25 protein-coding genes and 1 riboswitch are annotated in these 19,429 nt (G+C 64.2%); of the genes, 4 read left to right on the top strand and 21 right to left on the bottom strand.

What is annotated here, in order from left to right; genetic code table 11:
• Positions 1-83: 83 nt before the first annotated feature.
• The 7 genes from SZ64_RS02685 to SZ64_RS02655 all read right to left on the bottom strand — a co-directional run bounded on the left by SZ64_RS02685 (position 84) and on the right by SZ64_RS02655 (position 4,064).
• The gene (locus SZ64_RS02685; RefSeq protein WP_054529419.1) at positions 84-1,073 is read right to left on the bottom strand and encodes a zinc-dependent alcohol dehydrogenase family protein; all 990 of its coding nucleotides are present in this window, start codon (positions 1,071-1,073) and stop codon (positions 84-86) included.
• A 43-nt stretch (positions 1,074-1,116) separates the two neighbouring features.
• A complete protein-coding gene (locus SZ64_RS02680; RefSeq protein WP_054529418.1) occupies positions 1,117-1,482 on the bottom strand; it encodes a cytochrome c in 366 nt (121 codons plus the stop codon).
• Entirely contained in the window at positions 1,479-1,862 is a 384-nt protein-coding gene (locus SZ64_RS02675; protein ID WP_054529417.1) for a hypothetical protein, read from the bottom strand. The genes SZ64_RS02680 and SZ64_RS02675 overlap by 4 nt, the downstream gene beginning before the upstream one ends.
• Before the next feature lie 71 nt (positions 1,863-1,933).
• On the bottom strand, positions 1,934-2,503 hold the full coding sequence (locus tag SZ64_RS02670) for a TMEM165/GDT1 family protein (RefSeq protein WP_054529416.1): 570 nt from the start codon (positions 2,501-2,503) through the stop codon (positions 1,934-1,936).
• A gap of 3 nt (positions 2,504-2,506) precedes the next feature.
• A riboswitch (yybP-ykoY riboswitch) is annotated at positions 2,507-2,698 on the bottom strand.
• A gap of 78 nt (positions 2,699-2,776) precedes the next feature.
• Positions 2,777-3,277, bottom strand: coding sequence for an N-acetyltransferase (locus SZ64_RS02665; protein WP_054529415.1), 501 nt, complete (start codon positions 3,275-3,277; stop codon positions 2,777-2,779).
• A gap of 1 nt (position 3,278) precedes the next feature.
• Positions 3,279-3,542 (bottom strand): YjhX family toxin, encoded by a 264-nt coding sequence (locus SZ64_RS02660; RefSeq protein WP_082384704.1) that lies wholly within the window; start codon positions 3,540-3,542, stop codon positions 3,279-3,281.
• A gap of 207 nt (positions 3,543-3,749) precedes the next feature.
• Complete coding sequence (locus SZ64_RS02655; protein WP_241772968.1) at positions 3,750-4,064, bottom strand: hypothetical protein; 315 nt, start codon at positions 4,062-4,064, stop codon at positions 3,750-3,752.
• Between SZ64_RS02655 and SZ64_RS02650 the strand changes: the two genes are divergently transcribed.
• The gene (locus SZ64_RS02650) at positions 4,063-5,007 is read left to right on the top strand and encodes a DMT family transporter (RefSeq protein ID WP_054529413.1); all 945 of its coding nucleotides are present in this window, start codon (positions 4,063-4,065) and stop codon (positions 5,005-5,007) included. The genes SZ64_RS02655 and SZ64_RS02650 overlap by 2 nt on opposite strands.
• 64 nt (positions 5,008-5,071) lie before the next feature.
• Positions 5,072-5,206 carry an entericidin A/B family lipoprotein gene (locus SZ64_RS02645; protein ID WP_054529412.1) on the top strand — a complete coding sequence of 45 codons (135 nt, stop codon included), beginning with the start codon at positions 5,072-5,074 and terminating at the stop codon, positions 5,204-5,206.
• Positions 5,207-5,230: 24 nt separating this feature from the next.
• Here the strand turns inward: SZ64_RS02645 and SZ64_RS02640 are convergent, their stop codons facing one another.
• The 12 genes from SZ64_RS02640 to SZ64_RS18125 all read right to left on the bottom strand — a co-directional run bounded on the left by SZ64_RS02640 (position 5,231) and on the right by SZ64_RS18125 (position 15,076).
• Positions 5,231-5,824 carry a DUF938 domain-containing protein gene (locus SZ64_RS02640; protein WP_054529411.1) on the bottom strand — a complete coding sequence of 198 codons (594 nt, stop codon included), beginning with the start codon at positions 5,822-5,824 and terminating at the stop codon, positions 5,231-5,233.
• A gap of 11 nt (positions 5,825-5,835) precedes the next feature.
• Positions 5,836-6,540, bottom strand: coding sequence for an NAD(P)H-binding protein (locus tag SZ64_RS02635; RefSeq protein ID WP_054529410.1), 705 nt, complete (start codon positions 6,538-6,540; stop codon positions 5,836-5,838).
• Positions 6,541-6,563: 23 nt separating this feature from the next.
• Positions 6,564-7,739 carry a deoxyguanosinetriphosphate triphosphohydrolase gene (locus SZ64_RS02630; RefSeq protein ID WP_054529409.1) on the bottom strand — a complete coding sequence of 392 codons (1,176 nt, stop codon included), beginning with the start codon at positions 7,737-7,739 and terminating at the stop codon, positions 6,564-6,566.
• A 61-nt stretch (positions 7,740-7,800) separates the two neighbouring features.
• On the bottom strand, positions 7,801-8,496 hold the full coding sequence (locus SZ64_RS02625; RefSeq protein WP_054529408.1) for an amino acid racemase: 696 nt from the start codon (positions 8,494-8,496) through the stop codon (positions 7,801-7,803).
• A 139-nt stretch (positions 8,497-8,635) separates the two neighbouring features.
• Entirely contained in the window at positions 8,636-9,169 is a 534-nt protein-coding gene (locus SZ64_RS02620) for a hypothetical protein (protein WP_156313443.1), read from the bottom strand.
• Between the two features lie 30 nt (positions 9,170-9,199).
• On the bottom strand, positions 9,200-10,924 hold the full coding sequence (locus tag SZ64_RS02615; RefSeq protein ID WP_162225066.1) for an SEL1-like repeat protein: 1,725 nt from the start codon (positions 10,922-10,924) through the stop codon (positions 9,200-9,202).
• 169 nt (positions 10,925-11,093) lie between these two features.
• Positions 11,094-12,575: an NAD(P)(+) transhydrogenase (Re/Si-specific) subunit beta gene (locus SZ64_RS02610; protein ID WP_082384703.1), complete on the bottom strand. Its 1,482-nt coding sequence runs from the start codon at positions 12,573-12,575 to the stop codon at positions 11,094-11,096.
• The gene (locus SZ64_RS02605; RefSeq protein ID WP_054529405.1) at positions 12,575-12,859 is read right to left on the bottom strand and encodes an NAD(P) transhydrogenase subunit alpha; all 285 of its coding nucleotides are present in this window, start codon (positions 12,857-12,859) and stop codon (positions 12,575-12,577) included. The genes SZ64_RS02610 and SZ64_RS02605 overlap by 1 nt, the downstream gene beginning before the upstream one ends.
• On the bottom strand, positions 12,859-13,188 hold the full coding sequence (locus SZ64_RS02600) for an endonuclease domain-containing protein (protein WP_347230251.1): 330 nt from the start codon (positions 13,186-13,188) through the stop codon (positions 12,859-12,861). The genes SZ64_RS02605 and SZ64_RS02600 overlap by 1 nt, the downstream gene beginning before the upstream one ends.
• A gap of 137 nt (positions 13,189-13,325) precedes the next feature.
• Positions 13,326-13,808: a VOC family protein gene (locus SZ64_RS02595; RefSeq protein WP_054529403.1), complete on the bottom strand. Its 483-nt coding sequence runs from the start codon at positions 13,806-13,808 to the stop codon at positions 13,326-13,328.
• Positions 13,805-14,926 (bottom strand): NAD(P) transhydrogenase subunit alpha, encoded by a 1,122-nt coding sequence (locus tag SZ64_RS02590; protein WP_054529402.1) that lies wholly within the window; start codon positions 14,924-14,926, stop codon positions 13,805-13,807. The genes SZ64_RS02595 and SZ64_RS02590 overlap by 4 nt, the downstream gene beginning before the upstream one ends.
• A 24-nt stretch (positions 14,927-14,950) precedes the next feature.
• Positions 14,951-15,076, bottom strand: a complete 126-nt coding sequence (locus SZ64_RS18125) for an aa3-type cytochrome c oxidase subunit IV (protein WP_156313441.1) — start codon at positions 15,074-15,076, stop codon at positions 14,951-14,953.
• 235 nt (positions 15,077-15,311) lie between these two features.
• Here SZ64_RS18125 and SZ64_RS02585 point away from each other — a divergent pair, with 235 nt between their 5' ends.
• Positions 15,312-16,736 (top strand): sigma-54 dependent transcriptional regulator, encoded by a 1,425-nt coding sequence (locus tag SZ64_RS02585; protein WP_054529401.1) that lies wholly within the window; start codon positions 15,312-15,314, stop codon positions 16,734-16,736.
• A gap of 6 nt (positions 16,737-16,742) precedes the next feature.
• On the opposite strand, the gene SZ64_RS02580 is transcribed toward SZ64_RS02585, so the two are convergent.
• Complete coding sequence (locus SZ64_RS02580; protein ID WP_156313439.1) at positions 16,743-17,444, bottom strand: hypothetical protein; 702 nt, start codon at positions 17,442-17,444, stop codon at positions 16,743-16,745.
• Positions 17,445-17,555: 111 nt separating this feature from the next.
• Between SZ64_RS02580 and SZ64_RS02575 the strand changes: the two genes are divergently transcribed.
• A complete protein-coding gene (locus tag SZ64_RS02575) occupies positions 17,556-18,314 on the top strand; it encodes an SDR family oxidoreductase (protein WP_054529399.1) in 759 nt (252 codons plus the stop codon).
• A 1-nt stretch (position 18,315) separates the two neighbouring features.
• On the opposite strand, the gene folP is transcribed toward SZ64_RS02575, so the two are convergent.
• Positions 18,316-19,428 carry a dihydropteroate synthase gene (gene folP, locus SZ64_RS02570; protein WP_054529398.1) on the bottom strand — a complete coding sequence of 371 codons (1,113 nt, stop codon included), beginning with the start codon at positions 19,426-19,428 and terminating at the stop codon, positions 18,316-18,318.
• Between the last annotated feature and the right edge of the window lies 1 nt (position 19,429).

Here is a 19,429-nt window from a genome sequence, read left to right as displayed (position 1 = left end):
GCAACCGGCAGCGCGTGTCCTTCGACAGGCTCAGGACGAGCGGAGGTGAATGGATGGGGCGGCACAAAACAGTCTGCACTCAATCAAGGCACCAGCACCGCCGCGCCCTGCAAGGCCCCGGCGCGTAATTTCGCCAGCGCCGAAGGCGCCTCTCCCAAAGGGAAAGTCTCGGTTGCCACGTGCAGATCGGCCTTTTCCGCCACTTCGAAGAAGCTCGTCCCGTCTTCCCGCGTGAGGTTGGCGACGGAGAGGATTTCGCGCTCGCCCCATAAATCCGCGTAAGGGAACGAGGGAATGTCGCTCATATAGATGCCCGCGCAGACCACGCGTCCGCCCTTGCGGACGTGTTTGAGCGCCGCCGGCACCAGTTCGCCAACCGGGGCGAAGATCAGCGCGGCGTCCATGTCCTGCGGCGGGGCATCCATGGATGCCCCAGCCCATGCGCAGCCAAGCGAGAGAGCAAAGGCACGGCTTTCCGCATCCTCCGGGCGGGTGAAGGCATAGACCGTCCGCCCCTGCCATGCGGCGATCTGGGCGAGGATATGGGCAGCCGCGCCGAAGCCATACAGCCCGATCACCGGCGCATCGCCTGCCATGCGCAGGGCGCGCCAGCCGATCAGCCCGGCGCAGAGCAAGGGGGCTGCCTCCACATCGGAAAAGCGATCCGGCAAGGCGAAGCAGAAATGCGCATCGGCCACGGCATGGGTGGCATAGCCGCCATCGCGGGTCGCCCCGGTGAACAGTGGATTGTCGCACAGGTTCTCACGCCCCGCGCGGCAATAGGGACAGGTTCCGCAGGCATGGCCCAGCCAGGGAATGCCCACCCGCTGGCCAAGGGAGAAGCCGGTCACCCCTTCCCCCAATTGCGCCACCCGGCCGACGATTTCGTGGCCGGGGATGACGGGATAATGCGCCTCCACCTCGCCGTCGAGCACGTGGAGGTCCGTGCGGCACACGCCGCAGGCCGATACTTCCACCAATATCTCGCCCGCGCCGGGGCTTGGCACAGGCCGTTCCACCCGGTGGGGCGGATGGCCGGGGCCGTCGATCTGCATGGCGGTCATCACGGGCATCGGTGCAGGTTCCTCAAACGAAGGCTGCACCGATCATGCCCTATCAATGGGCGGCTGCGCCACCCGTATCGCTACCGGCACCGGCGGCAGGCACGGCAACGCGGCTGACATAATCGGCCAGAGTTGCGATCTGTTCGTCGGTAAGGATGCCAGTGAAGCTGGGCATGTCCCCGCGCCCATTGGTCAACCGGTCCAGCACCAGTTCGCGCGACATATGCGGATTTCCATCCAGTGACGGGGCATAGGTCGCAGCGGAATTGGCATCGGCCAGCTTGTGGCACTGGTTGCAGCCCGTATCGCGGAATATCTGGCGGCCTTCGTCCAGTGCGGATTCGTCCTGGCCTTCGGCATGGGCAATGCCACCCAACGCCAGCAATCCCGCCAGTGCGGCCAGTGGCAAAGCCTTCATTGCTCACTCTCCACGCTGGCCGGAACCCGCTCGCAGGTTCCGGTGGACTCGATCTGATACTGCTCGCCCATCGCATGGTCGGACAGCATGGCGCTCGCTTCATAATGCCCCGTCGCCGGGTCGATCCTGTGAGTGACGAGGCTTTCGCTATGCGGGTCCACAACCACTTCTTCCAGCACCAGCTGGCCGCCGCGATCCTCAAGGCGATCCAGCGCGAACACCCGCTCGGGCTCGGCAATCGGCAGGTTCTTGGCCATGCTGACATTGCGCATGGTTTCCACCTTGCAGCGATAGGCGCCGCGTTCTTCCGAAGGCTCCGCAGCGGCGACGCCGAAGGGGGCCGCAAGCGCCGACAGGCTGGCCAAAGCGAGCGATTTCATGGGGATCACCTTTCTCGTTCCAGCGGGGGGCATAAAGCCCCCCAACTGTCCGCCCGATGAAGCGTTCCGCATCACACCCAACCCGCGGTCTGCAACAGCACCCAGACGCCGATCACGAGGAACAGCAGCGCCGCGATCATGCGCACGGTGGCCAGCGGAATGCGCTTGATCAGCTGGTTGCCCAGCAACACCGCCGGGACATTGGCGATCATCATGCCCATGGTGGTGCCGAGCGTGACGAGCACCGCGTTCTGGTACTGCGCGCCAAGGGCGATGGTGGCCACCTGCGTCTTGTCGCCCATTTCCACCAGGAAGAAGGCAATGGTGGTGGAGACGAATGCCCCGAAGCGCGGGGGCTTCTGTTCGGCTTCGTCCAGCTTGTCAGGCACCAGTGTCCATGCGGCCATGGCGATGAAGGATGCGGCGATGACATAGCGGAACCACTGCCCGTCAAGCAGCGAGGCAACCTGCCCGCCGATCAGCGCGGCAAGGAAGTGGTTGGCCAGCGTGGCCACCAGAATGCCCATGATGATGGGCACGGGCCGCCTGAAACGGGTGGCCAATACGATGGCGAGCAATTGGGTCTTGTCGCCGATCTCGGCGAGAGCGACCACTGCGGTGGATGTAAGCAGGGCTTCCAAGGCAGAACTCCGGGGCCGGGCGTAAGCAAGACAGCAACAGCACCCTTCCCCACGCCCGGCCGAGCGGAGGAACGGTGCCATTGGTCTCGCCCGAACGGTGGTTCCCCGTTCCCTGCACACCATGGCCTCTCGACCAAGTATGTTGACATGCAGGCCCGCCTTGCGGCGGCTGGCTACTCCCCAGATGACGGGGCGCAGTTACAGCGAGTGGATCGGATTGGCAAGGGGCGAAGCCGGGCCGCCCCGTGCAAGGTGCGGCCCGGCCCTGATCCCTTATTCCTTCTGGTCGAGCCCGAAGGCGGGATGGTGGATCAGTTCCCCCTGCGGCGCTTCTCCATCGAAGGGCAAGGCCTGCACCACTTCCGGCGGGCAGCCGGGCACGAACAGGCCGGGAAATGCCCGGAAGCCGAACCGGCCGTAATAGCCCGGATCGCCCACCAGAGCCGCGCCCCGGCTGTCCGCTCGCAAGCGGCGGATGGCTTCTGCCATCAGGGCCGAGCCGATCCCCTGCCGGTGCCGTTCAGGCGCAACGGCCAGCGGGCCGATCAGCCCCCAGCCACCTTGCTCCCCGATCCGTGCCGCCGATGCAGCGAGATAGCCCACGACCACGCCCCCATCCTCCGCGACGAGCGAGAGGGTGAGCGCGCCGCTTTGGCGCAGCCTGTCCACTATGCGGGCCTCGGTGCCGGTGGCTTGCGGCAGCAGGCGCATCGCCTCCGTCACCACCTGTGCGATGGCCGGGGCATCGCCCGGCGCTTCATTGCGGATCAGCATGTCATGCCCCCCGATTGTCGAGTTGTGCCCGCACGGAGGCGAGGCCGCGTTTCGATATGCGATAGGGGCTGCCGGATCGCGATACGATCAGGCGCCTGCGCCGCAGCCGATTGAAGAGGGTCAGGTCGAAATCGGCCAGGACCAACCCCTCGCGGGTGAAGCAGGTGACGGAAGTGATCTTGGGGCCATCGCCCCGCTCATGCAGAATATGGCCGCCAAGGGCCAGAACGTGCAGCGCACGCTGTTCGTTTCGTGAGATATTCATGGAAGTCTCGTGTGAAAGGCGTGAAAAAACGCCCGGATGCACGACATCCGGCGGTTCCGGTTTCACAAGGCTCTCTGAAATTCAGAGAGCCAAATCACACAAGCTCGGACATCCACACTCCATGGGTGAGCGACAGGCAAGCGCCGCGCTCACTCAGAATATAGGCTTTCCAGCACTCCAGACAAGCCGCCCTGCCATTCCTCGGCCCTATCCGCCCTTCACTGCCAGCCCGATCAGGGTCAGGCCCACCAGTGCGCAGACGAAGAACAGCTTGGTCCACGGCATCCAGCCGACCTTGTCGATGTGCTTGCGCTTGGCGCGACGGATGTCTGCCCACATCGCGACAAGCGCCAGCAACAGCAAGGCCCCGCCCCACAGGGCGAACAGGGTGGCGTCGCTGGCGAAACGCAGGGCATCAGGCTCATGCAGCATGGTGCGGGCCATATGGGCGCGGGTCTGCCCTGCGGCAAGCCGCAACGCGGGCTTGATCGGCGGCCCAGTGCGGCTAAGGCGGATGCACATGCCCTCTGCCCCCGCCAGCCCAGCATCCCTTCCGCCGCATCGCCCGCTGCTGGCGCTGCTCATCAGGCTGGGTGCGATCGCGGCGATCTCCACCATGACCGCGCTGGTGAAGCTCGCCTCCGCGCATGGCGTCCATCTCGCCGAAATCATGTTCTGGCGGCAGGGGCTGACCATTCCCATCATTCTGGCATGGGCCATGGCGACCGGCGGGCTGGCCCAACTGGGCACTCATCGCCCCGGAACCCACGCCGTGCGCGGCATTTACGGCACCATCGGCATGGTGCTGAATTTCAGCGCCTTCATCATGCTGCCGCTGGCGGAAGCGACCACCTTCGGCTTCACCGCGCCGATCTTCGCGGTGATCCTCTCCGTTATCCTGCTGAAGGAGAAGGTGGGCATCTATCGCTCCACCGCCGTGGCGCTGGGCTTCATCGGCGTGATCGTGATCGCCCAGCCCGGCAGCGGACATATCCAGCCGCTGGGCGCCGCGGTGGCGCTGGGCGCGGCCTTCATGATCGCACTGATCTCCATTCAGGTGGCGGACCTCAACCGCACGGAAAAGCCGCTGACCATCGTGTTCTGGTTCGCCGCCTTCAGCACGCCGGTCGCCGCCCTGTTCCTGCCCTTCGTAGGCAAGGCGCATGATGCGACGACATGGGCCTTGCTGGCGGGCATCGGCGTGGTCGGCACGGTGGGCCAGCTGCTGCTGACGGCGGCCCTGCGCTATGGCGCCGTGGCCAGCGTGATCGTGATGGATTATTCCTCGCTGATCTGGGCCACGCTTTACGGCTGGCTGATCTGGGACCAGCTCCCCCCAACAGCCACATGGCTGGGTGCGCCGATGATCATCGCGGCCGGGCTGGTGATCGCCTGGCGCGAACACCATTTGCACCGCCAGAGGCTGGAAGCCGCACGGCTGGCCGAAAAAGAGGCCGCCCTTTAGTCATCTTTCATCAATCCGGCCGGAGCGATAGACTTCGGCCAGAACCGCAAAAGGAATACACGACATGCTTCGCAAACTGGTTATCGCCACCGGCCTTGCCGCCATCGCGCTGACCGCCTCTGCCTGCAACACGGTGAAGGGCCTGGGTCGCGACATCGAATCCGTCGGCCAGACGGGCGAAGAGGCGATCAACAAGTAAGCGCCGGTCAAAGCCGGCCCGCCTTTAGCGCTTGCGGTAGGTAAGCGTGAGGTTGTTGGCCGGCATTTCCACGCGGCTGGTGCGGGCAAAGCCGTTCCTTGCCGCCAGCGCGTCCACATCCTCGATCCGGCGGATGCCGAAGCGGGCGTCCTTTTCCTTCAGCCAGTGATCGAAGGCGATGTTGGACGGCGCAGTCTCCACCCCATCTTCCAGATAAGGGCCATAGAGCACCAATGGGGCGCCCTGCCCCAGCAGCCGCGCCGCGCCTGCAAACAGCCCCTCAGCGGAAGCCCAGGGGCTGATATGGATCATGTTGATGCACACCACGGCATCGGCGGCGCTAACCGGCCAGTCGGCGGATGCGGCATCCAGCGCCAGCGGTGCGCGCAAATTCGGCAGGCCAGCTTCTTCCCGCCATGCGGCGATGGATTGCAGCGCGGAGAGGTCCGGGTCGGTCGGCTGCCAATGCAGCGCCGGGAAGGCCGCTGCGAAATGCACCGCATGTTCGCCCGTGCCCGCCGCAATTTCCAGCACCGTGCCCTGTTCCGGCAGCTCCCCACGCAGCACTTCGGCAATGGGATCGCGATTGCGGGCGGCGGCGGGTGCGGTCTGTTTCATGGGGCGTGTTCTCAGGCCTGTTCCTGCTGGTCTTTCAACTCATAGCGATGGATCGCGCGCATCAGCCCGTCATGCTCATGCACGAAGCGCCCGCCTGCCTTTTCCCGCGCCAGCGCGAGGATCGCCTGTGACAGGCGGTGGGCGGAGATGGAGCGATATTTGCGGTAAGACCCTTGCAGCAGAAGATCGGTCAGCGGGCTGGCCAGCCGCCCCAGCCCTTCGGCCGGGCGCATGTCGCCATGCCGCGCACCGCGCAGCAGGCCGGGCCGCAGGATGTCCAATCGCTTGAAATGCAGCTTGGCCAGCGCGTTTTCCGTTTCGCCCTTCACCCGCAGGTAGAAGTTCTTGGCCGCCGAATTGGCGCCGACGGAAGAGACGAAAATGAAATGCCACGCCCCGGCTTCCTTCGCGGCGCGGGCAACGTCCAGCACCAGCGAATAATCGACCTCGCGGAAAGCATCCTCCTCCCGCCCGGCCTTGCGCCAGGTTGTGCCCAGCGCGCAGACAACCACTTGCGGGCGGATCGTGTTCAGCACTTCGCCCCATTGTTCCACCGGGGCCAGCCGCATTTCCATCCGCGCGCCCTTGGGCAGCGGAACCTCGCGCCGGGCCATGGCAGTCAGACGGAAATCGGATCGGCCGACCAGTTCTTCCATCACCGCGCGGCCGACAAGCCCGGTCGCGCCGACGAGCGTGAGCTTCACCGGATCAGACATTGGCCCGCTCACACATTGGCCGCTCAGACATTAGATAGCCCTTCCGGCACCTTGCCGAAGATCTTCGCATATTGGTCGATGGCATAACGGTCGGTCATGCCGGCGATGAAATCCGCAATATGGCGGCTGCGCTGCGGCTCCTGCTCCGGCAGGGCCTCGCGCCAGCCTTCCGCCAGCAGATCAGGCTGCTGCGAATAGGCAGCAAACAACCGGGCAATCACTTCGCGCGAGCGTTCGGCCGTGGCGATCTGCTCGGGGTGGTAATAAAGCCGCTGATACATGAACTTCTTCAGCCGTCGCTCTTTACCCGCAAATCCAGGCGAAAACGCCGCCAGCGCCCTGCCGGCCGCACGGATTTCGGCCACTGTTTCGAACCCGGCCAGATTGGCGCGGGTCTGATCCAGCAGATCGTTCACCATCAGGCCGATCTGGGTGCGAACCAGTTCGCGCAATTGCCGGTCGCGCGGGGCGCCAGGGAAACGGCGTTCCACCTCGCGCCACTGATCCGCCAGAAAATCCAGCTCCAGCAGATCGTCCAGCGTCAGGAAACCGGCGCGCAGCCCATCGTCAATGTCGTGATTGTCATAGGCGATATCGTCCGCCAGCGCGGCCACTTGCGCTTCGAGCGAGGGCCAGCTGTGGAGGTCCAGCGGAAAGGCCGCGTCGATTTCCGCCATCGCCCAGCCGGGCGCGGTGATCGGGCCATTATGTTTGGCCAACCCTTCCAGCGTTTCCCAGGTGAGGTTCAGCCCTTCATGCCCGCAATAGGGGCTTTCCAGCCGCATCAGCGTGCGTAGCGACTGGGCATTGTGATCGAACCCGCCATGCCGTTCCAGCGCGGCGTTCAGCGCATCTTCCCCCGCATGGCCGAAGGGTGGATGGCCGATGTCATGCGCAAGGCACAGGGCCTCCGTCAGATCCTCGTCCAGACCCAGCGCGCGGGCGATCACCCGGCCGATCTGGGCCACTTCCAGGCTGTGAGTCAGGCGGACGCGATAATGGTCGCCATCGGGCGCGATGAACACCTGCGTCTTGTGGCGCAGGCGCCGGAAGGCGATCGAATGGATGATCCGATCGCGGTCACGCTGGAATTCATTGCGGGGGCCGCGCGCACCGGCGCGTTCTTCCGCAAATTCGCGCCCACGCGAATTGAACGGATCGCTGGCGTAGGACGCGCGCAGAGGGGATGTGCCGTGCATGTGCGCGCGGGTTAGGAAAGCCGCGCCGCTATGGCAAGCGGCGCCGCATTTTCCCTAAGCGTCAGCCCGCGCCCAGAATCCATTCCGCCGCTTTTTCGGCATGGATTTTCAGGCTGTCATAGATGGGCAGGACATTCGCATCGATGTCCACCACCATATCCAGCTCGGTGCAGGCCAGCACGATGGCCTTGGCCCCGGCCTGTTCCTTCACTGTAATCATGGTTTTCAGCTTGCGCTGGGCATCGCGCGTCACCTTGCCCAGCATCAGCTCGTCATAAATGATCCGGTCCAGCTGCTCGACATAGTCCATGTCGGGCGGCAACAGGTCCACTCCGTGGGCGACCAGACGCTTGCGATAGAAGCTTTCGGTCATGACGTTCCGCGTGCCGAACAGGGCGGCGGTGGTCACGCCATCGGCCTTCATCTTCTCACCGACGCATTCGGCGATGTGGAAGATGGGAATGCCGACAGAGGCCGCCACTTCATTATACACCTTGTGCATGGAATTGGCGCAGATCACCAAGGCCCCGGCGCCTGCCTGTTCCAGCCTTTGCGCCGACGCAGTCACGATCCTGGCCGCTTCTTCCCAGCCTTCATCCTCGGTCACCCGATAGACGAGCGAAAAGTCCAGACTCTCCAATAACAAGGGCGCGCTTGCTGGCGCCCGCACGCGGGCCCGCACATAGCGATTGATCCGATCGTAATAGGTGCTGGTGGAAATCCAGCTCATCCCGCCGATTAGGCCGAGCTTGCGCACTAACGAATCCCTTGACTGCGATAGGCCCGAATAATTGCCGCCGATAAAGGCGGCAACAGGCTTGGCACCGCCTTACCCGGATTGGTTAAGGCTGTGTCGCATCCTTATCGCAGTATCGATCCGTCCGGCCTCTGAAAGGTCAGAAATCCGTGGCGCCGCCGTTATTGCCGATGCAGCGCTTCATGAAGTTATAGGCATAGTCCTTGAACATGTCGCCGGATGCCTGCTGGATCTCGAATGCCCCCGCCTTGCGGCCGCCGAATTCCACCGTGAAAGTCTTGCCGCCCTTCAATGCGCTGAGCAATTCGCTGCCCTTGCCGGATTCATCGTTCCAGCCCTGAATGCGATAGGTGATCCCGGCGACATATTCGCCGTGATCGCTGGTGAAGGCCTTGCCCTTGTTCGGCTTGATGGAGATCGGCACATCCTGCCCCTCGCCCTCATCCACCCATTCCGAAGGGATGTTGGCCACCTTCAGGTTGACGTTGGTGTCTTCCGCCCGAACGCTGATTTCCAGCTCCATCCCGTCGTCGCGCGGCAGATAGATGTAGCATACGCCGTTGCGTTCATTCGTGCCGACATTGATCGTGGCGTTGACGGTTTCGGCAAAGGCCGGGGCCACGCCCTGCGCGGCAAGTGCGGAACCTGCGGCAAGCTGAAGGATCATACGCATGTTCGCCGGCATGGGCGGCTCCTTTCGGTCTCAGCAATAGGGATTGGAGGACACGCAGGCGGTGGTGTAGCCCTGCATGTAGTTGATGTAATTGTTCCAGTTATGCTGGGCCTGAATGTTGGACAGCGATTGCCAGCTTGAGCTGGAACTTGAGGAATAAGAGCTGGCATAATTGCTGCTGGATGTGGCCCAGGCCGCCGCAGCGGCACTGAAATTGGCCCAGAAATCGTTCTTCCGCCGCTCTGCCGCTTCCGCCATTTCCCTGGCCCGGCGGGCATTTTCCTGGCGGACCGGTTCCAGCTTCATCGAACGCCAGATGGCTTCCGCCATCTCGTCTCCGCGCCCGGCGGCATAGCCCATGTAACCCAGCGCCTTGTCCTGATCGACGCTGACGCCGTCGCCTTCCCAATAGGCCATGCCGACCCATTTCAGCGCCTCGATATGGCCCTGCCGTGCGGCATTCTCCATCAGGATGAGGCCGTTGCGCTTGTCCGGCGTATCGACCACCCCGGCATAGCCGTAATAGAACCACCCGCCGAGCAGCCATTCGGCATCGGCATCGGCCTCCTCCATCAACCGGGCGACTGCTTCGAAGGCATCGTTGCCCCTGCCCACTTTCGCCAGTTCTACGGCCCTTGCCAGTTGCACGTCGCTGGGTGCGGCTGGATCGACCGCAGGCTTCGCATTGCGGGCATTGGTTGCCATGCTGCCCATCTGTTCGATCTGATTGCAGGCCGGGCGGTCACCCAGCGCGCAGGCCTTGTCATAGAGGGCGACGGCGCGCTTGAGGTTCACCTTGATCCGGTCACCCCCTTCGAAATAGAGCCGCGCCAGATTGGCGCAGGACGCGGCGTGGGACAAATCGCACCCATCGCGGAAAGACAGCGCCACTTCCCATTCGGCAAAGCCGCTGCCCGGCGGATCGCGTTCCGCCAGCAGGCCCGCATCGTTGCAGGCTTCGGCAATTTTGGCGAGGCAGGCCCGGGTCAGCAGGTTGCTGGCGCGCTTCACATCTTCCGGCTCGTCCGAATTGCCAAGGAACCGCGCGTAGACGGCGCAGGCCAGCACAGTATCGCCCTTCGCCTCAAGGCAACCGGTGCGCCCGGCGGCAAAGGCCGCCTTGTCATCGCGCGCGACGCCCACACCGCTGGCCAGCGCATCGGCATAACCCGAGCAGCCCCAGCCCTGCTTGCGGTCGCACCCCGCGCGATAGAGTTCCACGGCCTGTGCCCGCGCGGCATCCTCGCCGCTGTCGTAATAGAGCGCGCCCGCCTTCATCCGGCAGGCTTCCTCATCCTTCGCGCCGCAGCCGGTGTCCCACAATTGCAGCGCCCGCGCGCGATCCTGCTGCGCGACATCGCCGCGATAATAATGCAGTGCGGCAGAGGCGCAGCTGGTGGTATCCTTCAGCAGGCAGCCCTTCTCGGCAGTCTGCAGCGCCAGCACGGGATTGGCGGGATAATTGGTGGTGCCAGCCTCTATTGCCTGTGCGGCCTTGCTGCAGCCGGGCGCATGGCCCCGGTCGCACGCCATCAGCCAGAAGCCCATGGCGGCGCGCGGTTCTACCTTGAGGTCGCCCTGCCCTTCAAACAGCGCATCGCCCAGGCGCTGGCACTGCACGGCCTTGCCAGAGCGGCAATCCGCCTCCCAATTGCGGGCAATGCCATACAGCGTGACGGGATAGAGCTGCTTGCCGTCAAACACATAGGCTTCCTTGTAGCCGTCATAGGCCGAAGGAAACTTGCTGGCGCCCATGAGAAAGAGCGAACCCAGCAACAGTGCAAGGACAGGCCAATACCGCATGAACACCCCCGTGGCGGATGGCGCGAAAATACGCCCAGCCCCGCCGGGAGCCTAATGACAAAGCCTGTCAGGAAATGGGCCTGTCAGGAAATGGTGCCTGTCTGGAACTGGAACCTGTCGTTCAGAGCGCCTTGACGATTTCCTCGACCATCTTCTTGGCATCGCCCAGCAGCATCATGGTCTGGTCCATATAGAACACATCGTTGTCCACGCCGGCATAGCCCACCCCGCCCATGCTGCGCTTGATGAAGAAGATGGTCTTGGCCTTCTCCACATCGAACACCGGCATGCCATAGATGGGGCTGCCCTTGTCGCTCTTGGCAGCCGGGTTCACCACGTCATTCGCGCCGATAATGAAGGCCACGTCCGTCTGCGCAAACTCGCTGTTGATGTCCTCCAACTCGAACACTTCGTCATAGGGGACGTTCGCCTCGGCCAGCAGCACGTTCATATGGCCGGGCATGCGGCCAGCCACGGGGTGGATGGCGTATTTCACAGTAACCCCGTGTTCCTTCAGCAGATCGCCCATCTCGCGCAGCACGTGCTGGGCCTGTGCCACGGCCATGCCATAGCCGGGAATGATGATGACCTGCCCCGCCTCTTTCAGCAGAAAGGCAGCATCTTCGGCACTGCCACGCTTCCACGGGCGGTCCGTCTTGGCCGCACCCGCATCGCCCCCGCCGCTCTCTGCACCGAAGCCTCCCGCGATCACGCTGATGAAGCTGCGGTTCATCGCCCGGCACATGATGTAGCTGAGGATGGCGCCCGAAGAGCCGACCAGCGCGCCGGTGACGATCATCGCGGTGTTGTGCAGCGTGAAGCCCATCGCCGCCGCCGCCCAGCCGGAATAGGAATTCAGCATGGAAACGACCACCGGCATGTCCGCCCCGCCGATGGGGATGATCAGCAGGAAGCCGATGGCAAAGCTGGCCGCCAGCAGCACCCAGAAGATCGGATGTTCGCCCGGCCCGGCATTAGCGGAAATGGCGAACCCGGCAGTCATCGCAAGGATCGCCGCCAGCGTGCCCAGATTGATCAGATGCCGCCCCGGCAGCAGGATGGGCGAACCCGACATATTGCCGTTCAATTTGGCGAAGGCGATGACCGAGCCTGAGAAGGTGATCGCGCCAATCGCGGCACCCAGCGCCATCTCGATGCGGCTGACGGTCAGGATATTCCCGTCTGCGCCGAGAATGCCGAAAGCATCGGGATTGAGGAACGCCGCGACTGCAACCAGCACCGCCGCGAGGCCCACCAGAGAGTGAAAAGCCGCGACGAGCTGCGGCATCGCCGTCATCGCGATCCGGCGGGCAATCACGAAGCCGATGGCCCCGCCGATTGCGATCGCGCCGACAATCTCCGGCAGGCTGGCAATCTCATGCGTCACCAGCGTCGTCACCACCGCGATGAGCATGCCCGCCATGCCATAGCGGTTGCCCGCCCGGCTGGTTGCCGGTGAGCTGAGACCACGCAAAGCAAGGATGAAGCACACGCCCGCCACCAGATAGGCCAGAGCCACCCAGGGGTTCACCGAATGCGCGGCAGCTTCGGGCGGAAATGCCTCGGCAGGAATCTCGATCGGGATTTCCAGAGGAGCGACCATCATTTGCGCTCCTTCTTCTTGTACATCGCCAGCATCCGCTCCGTCACCGCGAAGCCGCCGAAGATGTTCACGCTGGCCAGCACGACCGCGATCAGGCCCAGCCACTTGGCTCCCGCGCTACCGCTCGCCGCCGCCGCGATCAGCGCGCCAACGATGATGACTGAGGAGATCGCATTGGTCACCGCCATCAAGGGCGTGTGCAATGCCGGAGTGACCGACCAGACCACGTAATAACCTACAAAACAGGCCAGCACGAAAATCGAGAGGATTGAAATGAAGTCCACTAGGCAGCCTCCCCGGCACGGGGAGGGGGACCGTCCGCAGGACGGTGGAGGGGGTTCACCGCACGCGCAACGATCGCTTCGGCTGTGCCGCCAACGTCCGCCAACACGCGCTGCGCCGAAACCCGCAGCACCCTGAACCCGTTTTCTTGCAAGAACTCATCGCGACCACGGTCATTCTCCGGGGCGCATCCCACATCATGGGCTTTACCATCCACCTCGACCACGAGCCGTGCGGACAGGCAGCAGAAATCGACGACATATGGGCCGATCGGATGCTGTCGCCGGAACCGCAACCCTTCCGGGCGGACGCGAAGCGCCAGCCACAGCATCCGTTCCGGCAAAGTCATCTCGCGGCGGAGTTTCCGGGCCCGATAGACGACCGGGCGTTGCAGGTGAGGAAAGCCCCCACCACCGTCCTGCGGACGGTCCCCCTCCCCTTTCAGGGGAGGATCGTGCCGCCCACCATTCACCCGCCGACCTTCTGCGCGATCTCCACCGCGTTCCCTTCGGGATCGGTGTAATACATCACCTTCACGCCCAATGGCGCGACTTCGGTTATGTCGAGCGCGGGCGTAAGGCCCTTGGCTGCCAGTGCGGCCTTAGTCGCCTCTATGTCGGTGGTGGAAAAGGTGATCTGGGAAAAGCCCTGCACAGCCGCATGTCCCGGAGGGGCAGGCTTGGCCGGAGCAGGCTGGGAATCCTTGATCTTCAGCAGTTCGATCCGCTCATTCCCGCTCACCAGCCAGCGCACCGGAATGCCGGGGCCGAAGGTGGTGTCCAGCTCCACCTTGAAGCCCAGCTTGTCGACATAGAAGGCGGTTTCCGCGTCCATATCCGCAACTGAAATCGCCACCATCCAATGGCCCAGTTCCGGCGCCTTGTCCGCCGCGTGAACCGGTATCGCGATGGTCGAGGCCGCCATGGCCATCGACGCGAAAATCACCTTCATCCCAAAAGCCTTTCATTCACAACCTTGCCGCCCTGCGTCAGCCGCACGGCATTGCCGATCTCTTCATCCAGAACCGGCCTGCCCTGCTCCTTGTCCCAGAAAGCGGAGAGGAAATTATAGAGGTTGCGCGCGTAGAGCGCGGAGGCGTCAGCTGGCAGATGGGCGGGCGTGTTGGAAAAGCCCATGATCTTTACCCCGTGCCGCTCGATCACTTCATCGGCCACGGAACCTTCGACATTGCCGCCCTGCGCCACGGCCAGATCGAAGATCACGCTGCCCGGCTTCATGCTGGCGATCTGCGCGTCGGAAACGAGGCGCGGCGCGGCGCGGCCCGGGATCAGGGCAGTGGTGATGACGATGTCCTGCTTCGCGATATGGCTGGATACCAGCTCGGCCTGCGCCTTCTGGTATTCCTCGCTCATCTCCGTCGCATAACCGCCCGCGCCTTCGCCTTCGATCCCGGCAACCTTGTCAACGAAGACCGGCTTGGCGCCAAGGCTTTCGATCTGTTCCCTGGTCGCGGAACGCACATCGGTGGCGGAAACCTGCGCACCCAGCCTGCGCGCCGTGGCAATGGCCTGCAGCCCTGCAACACCCACCCCCATCACGAAAACGCGCGCGGCGGTGATAGTGCCCGCGGCCGTCATCATCATCGGGAAGGCGCGGCCATAAGTGTCGGCCGCGGCGATCACTGCCTTGTAGCCGGCAAGGTTGGACTGGCTGGAAAGCACGTCCATGCTCTGCGCGCGGGTAATGCGCGGGATGAATTCCATCGCCAGCGCCTCGATCCCGGCACTGGCGTAGGAGTCCACTCGCGCCCGCTGGCCGAAGGGATCGAGCACGGCGGCCAGCCACACGCCCGGCTTCGCGCCCGCCAGCGTCGCCGGATCTGGGCCTTGCACCGCCAACACGATGTCCGCATCCTTCACCGCCTGCCCTTCCGGCAGCACTTCGGCCCCGGCCTCGGCATAAGCAGCGTCAGCAATGGACGCAGAAAGCCCCGCCCCGGATTCGACCGAGAGCGCGGCGCCCAATGCGATGAATTTACGAACCGTTTCGGGAGTTGCCGAGACGCGGGTTTCGCCAGCGGCTCGCTCTTTAAGAATTGCGATCCGCATTGGCCCCTCCCCCTTAGAAACCGGTCAGCTTGAGATCAGGATCACCACCAGGGCAGCGATCGCCACGACCACCGGGGTCGTGAACTTCACCAGCGTGATAAAGCCATCATAGGTCTTTTGCGCCGCCTGCATATCGTTTGCCGAAGCCATGGAATTCCTCTGAGATGTCGCAACCGGCCCATGGGGCCGCATTTGATTTCAGTGCGGTCTAGCGTCCTATGCGCCGGCGCTCAAGTGCCTCGCGCAATGGCATCCACCGCCGCGCCTGAGCGGCGGCAATTCGGTCCGAAACGGATAGAGGCCGTTTCCGGCGATTAGCCTTAATCAGGTCTTTACCTGCCCCGGCTACTTCCGATTCCGTACCAGTTAGGGACAGTTGGGGAAAATGGCGGAGCCTGAACAGCGCCTCTTGATGCTGATTGACGATGAGCCTGCGCAAAGCAGGCTGATCTCTGCCCTTGCCGCGCGCGAGGGCTGGAGGACGCTCGTCGTCAAGGATTCGGAGACTGCGATTGCCACGCTCGGCACGCGCGAGGGAATGCAGCTTTCCGCCATCATCCTGGACCAGTGGGTGCCGGGTGACGATGCCTGCTCGCTGATCGCCGAACTGAAGGAACGCCGCCCCGCCCTGCCGATCCTGATGCTGACGGCCAGTGCCTCGCCGCTTCTGGCGGTGGAAGCCATGCGCGCCGGGGCGACCGATTATCTGGTAAAGCCGGTCGCGCCCGACAGGCTGATGCTCGCCCTGCGCAGCGCCACCACGCGCGAAACGCCCAAGGACGAGCTTCAACCGCTCACCGAAAAGATGCCCGCTTCGCTCGACTTCGATTCGATGATCGGCGCGGCCCCCACGTTCCGCACCGCGTTGGCCAAGGCGGCCAAGGCGGCGCGTGGCCACGGCAACGTGCTGATCGAAGGCGAAAGCGGCACCGGCAAGGAAATGCTGGTGCGTGCGATGCATGCGGCCAGCCCGCGCGCCAAGGCACCGTTCCGCATCGTGAACATTGGCGGCATTCCGGCCAATTCCATTGAATCCGTGCTGTTCGGCCATGAAAAGGGAGCCTTCCCCGGCGCTTTCGACCGGCAGATCGGCGCTCTGCAACATTGCGACGGCGGCACCATCGTGCTGGACGAGGTGGACCGTCTGTCCCCCGCTCTGCAGGAAAGGCTGGCCGAAGCGATTGCCGCCGGCTCAATCCGCCCGGTGGGTGCACGCCACAGTTTCCGCATCGATATTCGCCTGATCGCCGCGAGCAATTTCCCGCTGGCCGAACTGGTGGATGCCGGCGCCTTCCGCCGCGATCTGTATGATGCGCTCGCCGCGACCCGCATCGTCCTGCCGCCCTTGCGCGAGCGGGCAGGCGATATTCCGGGCCTAACCCGCTATTTCCTCGGCCGCATCGGCGAACAGCCGGGCCTGCGCCCGCTGGGCATTACCGATGGCGCGCTGGCCTTGCTGGGCGCCTATGACTGGCCGGGCAATGTCCGCCAGTTGCAGGCCGTATTGTTCCGCGCCGCCGTGTTCTGCGATGGCGATGCACTGACTTCGGACGATTTCCCGCAACTGCTGGAACTGATCGGCGAAATCCGCGACATGCCGGACAAGCACGCGCACGAAAGCGCGGGCGTCCAGCTCTATACGGAAGACGGCAATCTGCGCCCGCTGGAAGAGATCGAGGCCGACGTGATCCGCCTCGCCATCGGCCATTACCGCGGCCGCATGACCGAAGTGGCCCGCCGCCTGGGCATCGGCCGCTCGACCCTCTACCGCAAGCTCAGCGATCTGGGGATCGACAACGACGCTGCATAAACCGCGTCAGTCGCTCAGTTCGGCATCCTGCAGCGCGTCGTAAAAGCTGGCCAAGGCCCGGTCCATCAGGACGAGATAGTCGCCGCGTGTGATCGGCATCTCTGCCTCCATCGGCTCGCCTTCCGAGTTAGCCAGCGGCTGCGCTCCCTTGTCTGCCATCGGCAGGCAGCGCACCGCAACGCCCCATTCGAGCAATTCGGAATAGCCGAAATCCTGCGGCGATGCAGCCAGACCGCCGACTTCATTGGCCACTGCCAGCCGCTCTGCCGCCTGCCCCATCTGCGTCGTCGGAGCGGATGCGGTGGACATATCCTCGTCCACCACGCCGCAGCCCTGTGTCGGAATATAGCTGGCGGAAAGCGCGTCGAACCGGGCGGCCATCGCTGCTGGCATGGAGCCATTATAGGATTCCTGCACGGTGAAGATCGCGGTGCGGGCAGTGTCCAGCGCGTTGGACAGCAACACCGCAGCCTCCCCACGCGTGATGGCCACGGCGGGCTGCACTTTGTTGTCGGCATAGGCCACGCCCACCAGCCCCCACCGTTCCAGCAGTGAGAGGATTGCCCGATATTCCGCATCGCGCCCCTTATCGAGGTCAGTGATCGTCCGCGCGTCATAAACCGGCGCGATGGCCAGTTCCTGCGCGCCAACAGGCTGAGCAAGCACGCAGGCCGCCATCGCCGCCGCCGCTACAAAGAATTGCCGCACCCCTAACCCCTTTTTCCGCAGCCGCTTGGGCCACGCGCCCAAATGCTGCACACTTCCTGCAGCATTCCCCCCGCCATCGACAAGATGGGCAGGAGTCCCTAACCACCCCGCATGACAGCAAATTTCACAGGCATGACCGCCCTTGTAACCGGCACCGCATCGGGGATTGGCGCGGCCAGCGCCCGCTGGCTCGATGCACAGGGCATTGAACGGCTTATACTGGTCGATCGCGATGCGGACGGGCTGAACGCGCTGGAGCTTTCCTGCGTGGTCGAACGCCATGCGGGCGATGTGTCCGATCCTGCCTTCTGGCAGGCGCTGGAACCGCAGATCGGCAGGCTGGATCACGCAGTGGTCAATGCCGGGATCGCGGCAGGCGCGCCGATTGCCGAAGAGAGTTTCGAACAATGGCGGCGGATCATGTCCGTCAATCTGGATGGGGCCTTCCTCACGCTCGCCACTGCCCTGCGGCTGATCGCCAAGGGCGGGAATGGCGGCGGCGTGGTGCTGCTATCCTCTGTCACCGGAGTGAAGCCGATGGCGGGAACCGGCGCCTACGGCTCGAGCAAGGCCGCCCTCGCCCATCTGGCGAAGATCGCCGCGCTGGAGAATGCAGGCGCGGGCATCCGCGTCAATGCCATCGCGCCGGGCGGGGTCGATACGCCGATCTGGGACAGCGACGCCAATTTCCGCGCCATGGCCGCCGATATGGGCCGCGATGCGGCGATTGCCGGTTTTGCCAGCGGCACCCCGCTGAAACGCTTCGCCACGCCAGATGAGATTGCCGCCACCATCGGCTTCCTCCTTTCGGCGCAAGCCGCGAACATCACCGGCGTAGTGCTTTCCAGCGACGGCGGGCTGGCGCTGTAAGTCAGCCCGGCAGGGCGGAGAAATCCGTCAGCGCCGCGTCGCGCATTCCGCGCCACACATTGCGGGCCTGCACCGTGTCGGCCACATCATGCACGCGCAGCAGATGGACGCCGGCATCCATGCCCTTCAGCGCCACGGCAAGCGAACCGCCCAGCCGCTGATGGGCGGGCGCCTCGTTGGACAGCGCGCCGATCATGCGCTTGCGGCTGGCGCCGAGCAGCAGCGGCTGGCCGAGCGCATGGAACAGGGGCAGCGCGTTAAGCAGCGCGAGGTTTTCCGTCAGCGTCTTGCCAAAGCCAATGCCCGGATCGAGCACGATCAGTTCCCGCGAAATGCCTGCCGCCATTGCCCGATCACGCGCATCGGCCAGCCAGTCAAACACGTCGAACACGACATTGGTGTATTTCCCATCGGCATGCAGATCCTCGCCATTGCCGGGTGCGTGCATCAGGATAACCGGCGCCTTGGAACTGGCAGCAAGGCCAAGGCTGCGCGGATCGTGGCGCAGCGCGGAAACGTCGTTGATAATATGCGCCCCGGCATCGAGGGCGGCCTCCATAACTGCGGGGCGCCGAGTATCGACGCTGATCGCGCCGCCCATCAGGGCCACGGCCTCCACGGCCGGGACGACGCGCTTGATCTCATCCCCCTCCCACACGGCGGCTGCGCCGGGGCGAGTACTTTCGCCGCCAATGTCGATGATCGCCGCACCCGCTTCCAGCATGGCCGCGGCATGATCGCTCGCTACCGTGGGATCGTCGAGGAACTTGCCCCCATCCGAAAAACTGTCCGGCGTGACATTGAGAATGCCCATCACCTGCGGCTGTTCCAGCCGCACGACCCGTTCACCGCACTGGATCGGCGAATGGATCTTGCGCAGGTTTTCCCACTGCATCGCGGCCTGTGCCTGCAAGGTGGCCGGGATGTCTCCCAATGCCTGCCCCATTCCCCGCGCCGTGGTCTGCAGATTCGTGACCACCCGCCCGTTCTCCCTGACGATCAGCGCGAAGGACTGGGCATAGGCAAGGCTGCCCGCCAGCCGGATCGCATCGCCCTCCACGCTTTGCGGGGAAGTGACGAGGCCGGTGGGGCAGATATAGAGCTTCTGGGTCATG

It is taken from the genome of Erythrobacter sp. SG61-1L, from assembly GCF_001305965.1.
Taxonomy (GTDB): Bacteria; Pseudomonadota; Alphaproteobacteria; order Sphingomonadales; family Sphingomonadaceae; genus Andeanibacterium.
Note: the sequence above shows the minus strand (reverse complement) of the source record. Positions and strands in the feature narration are given on the sequence as shown.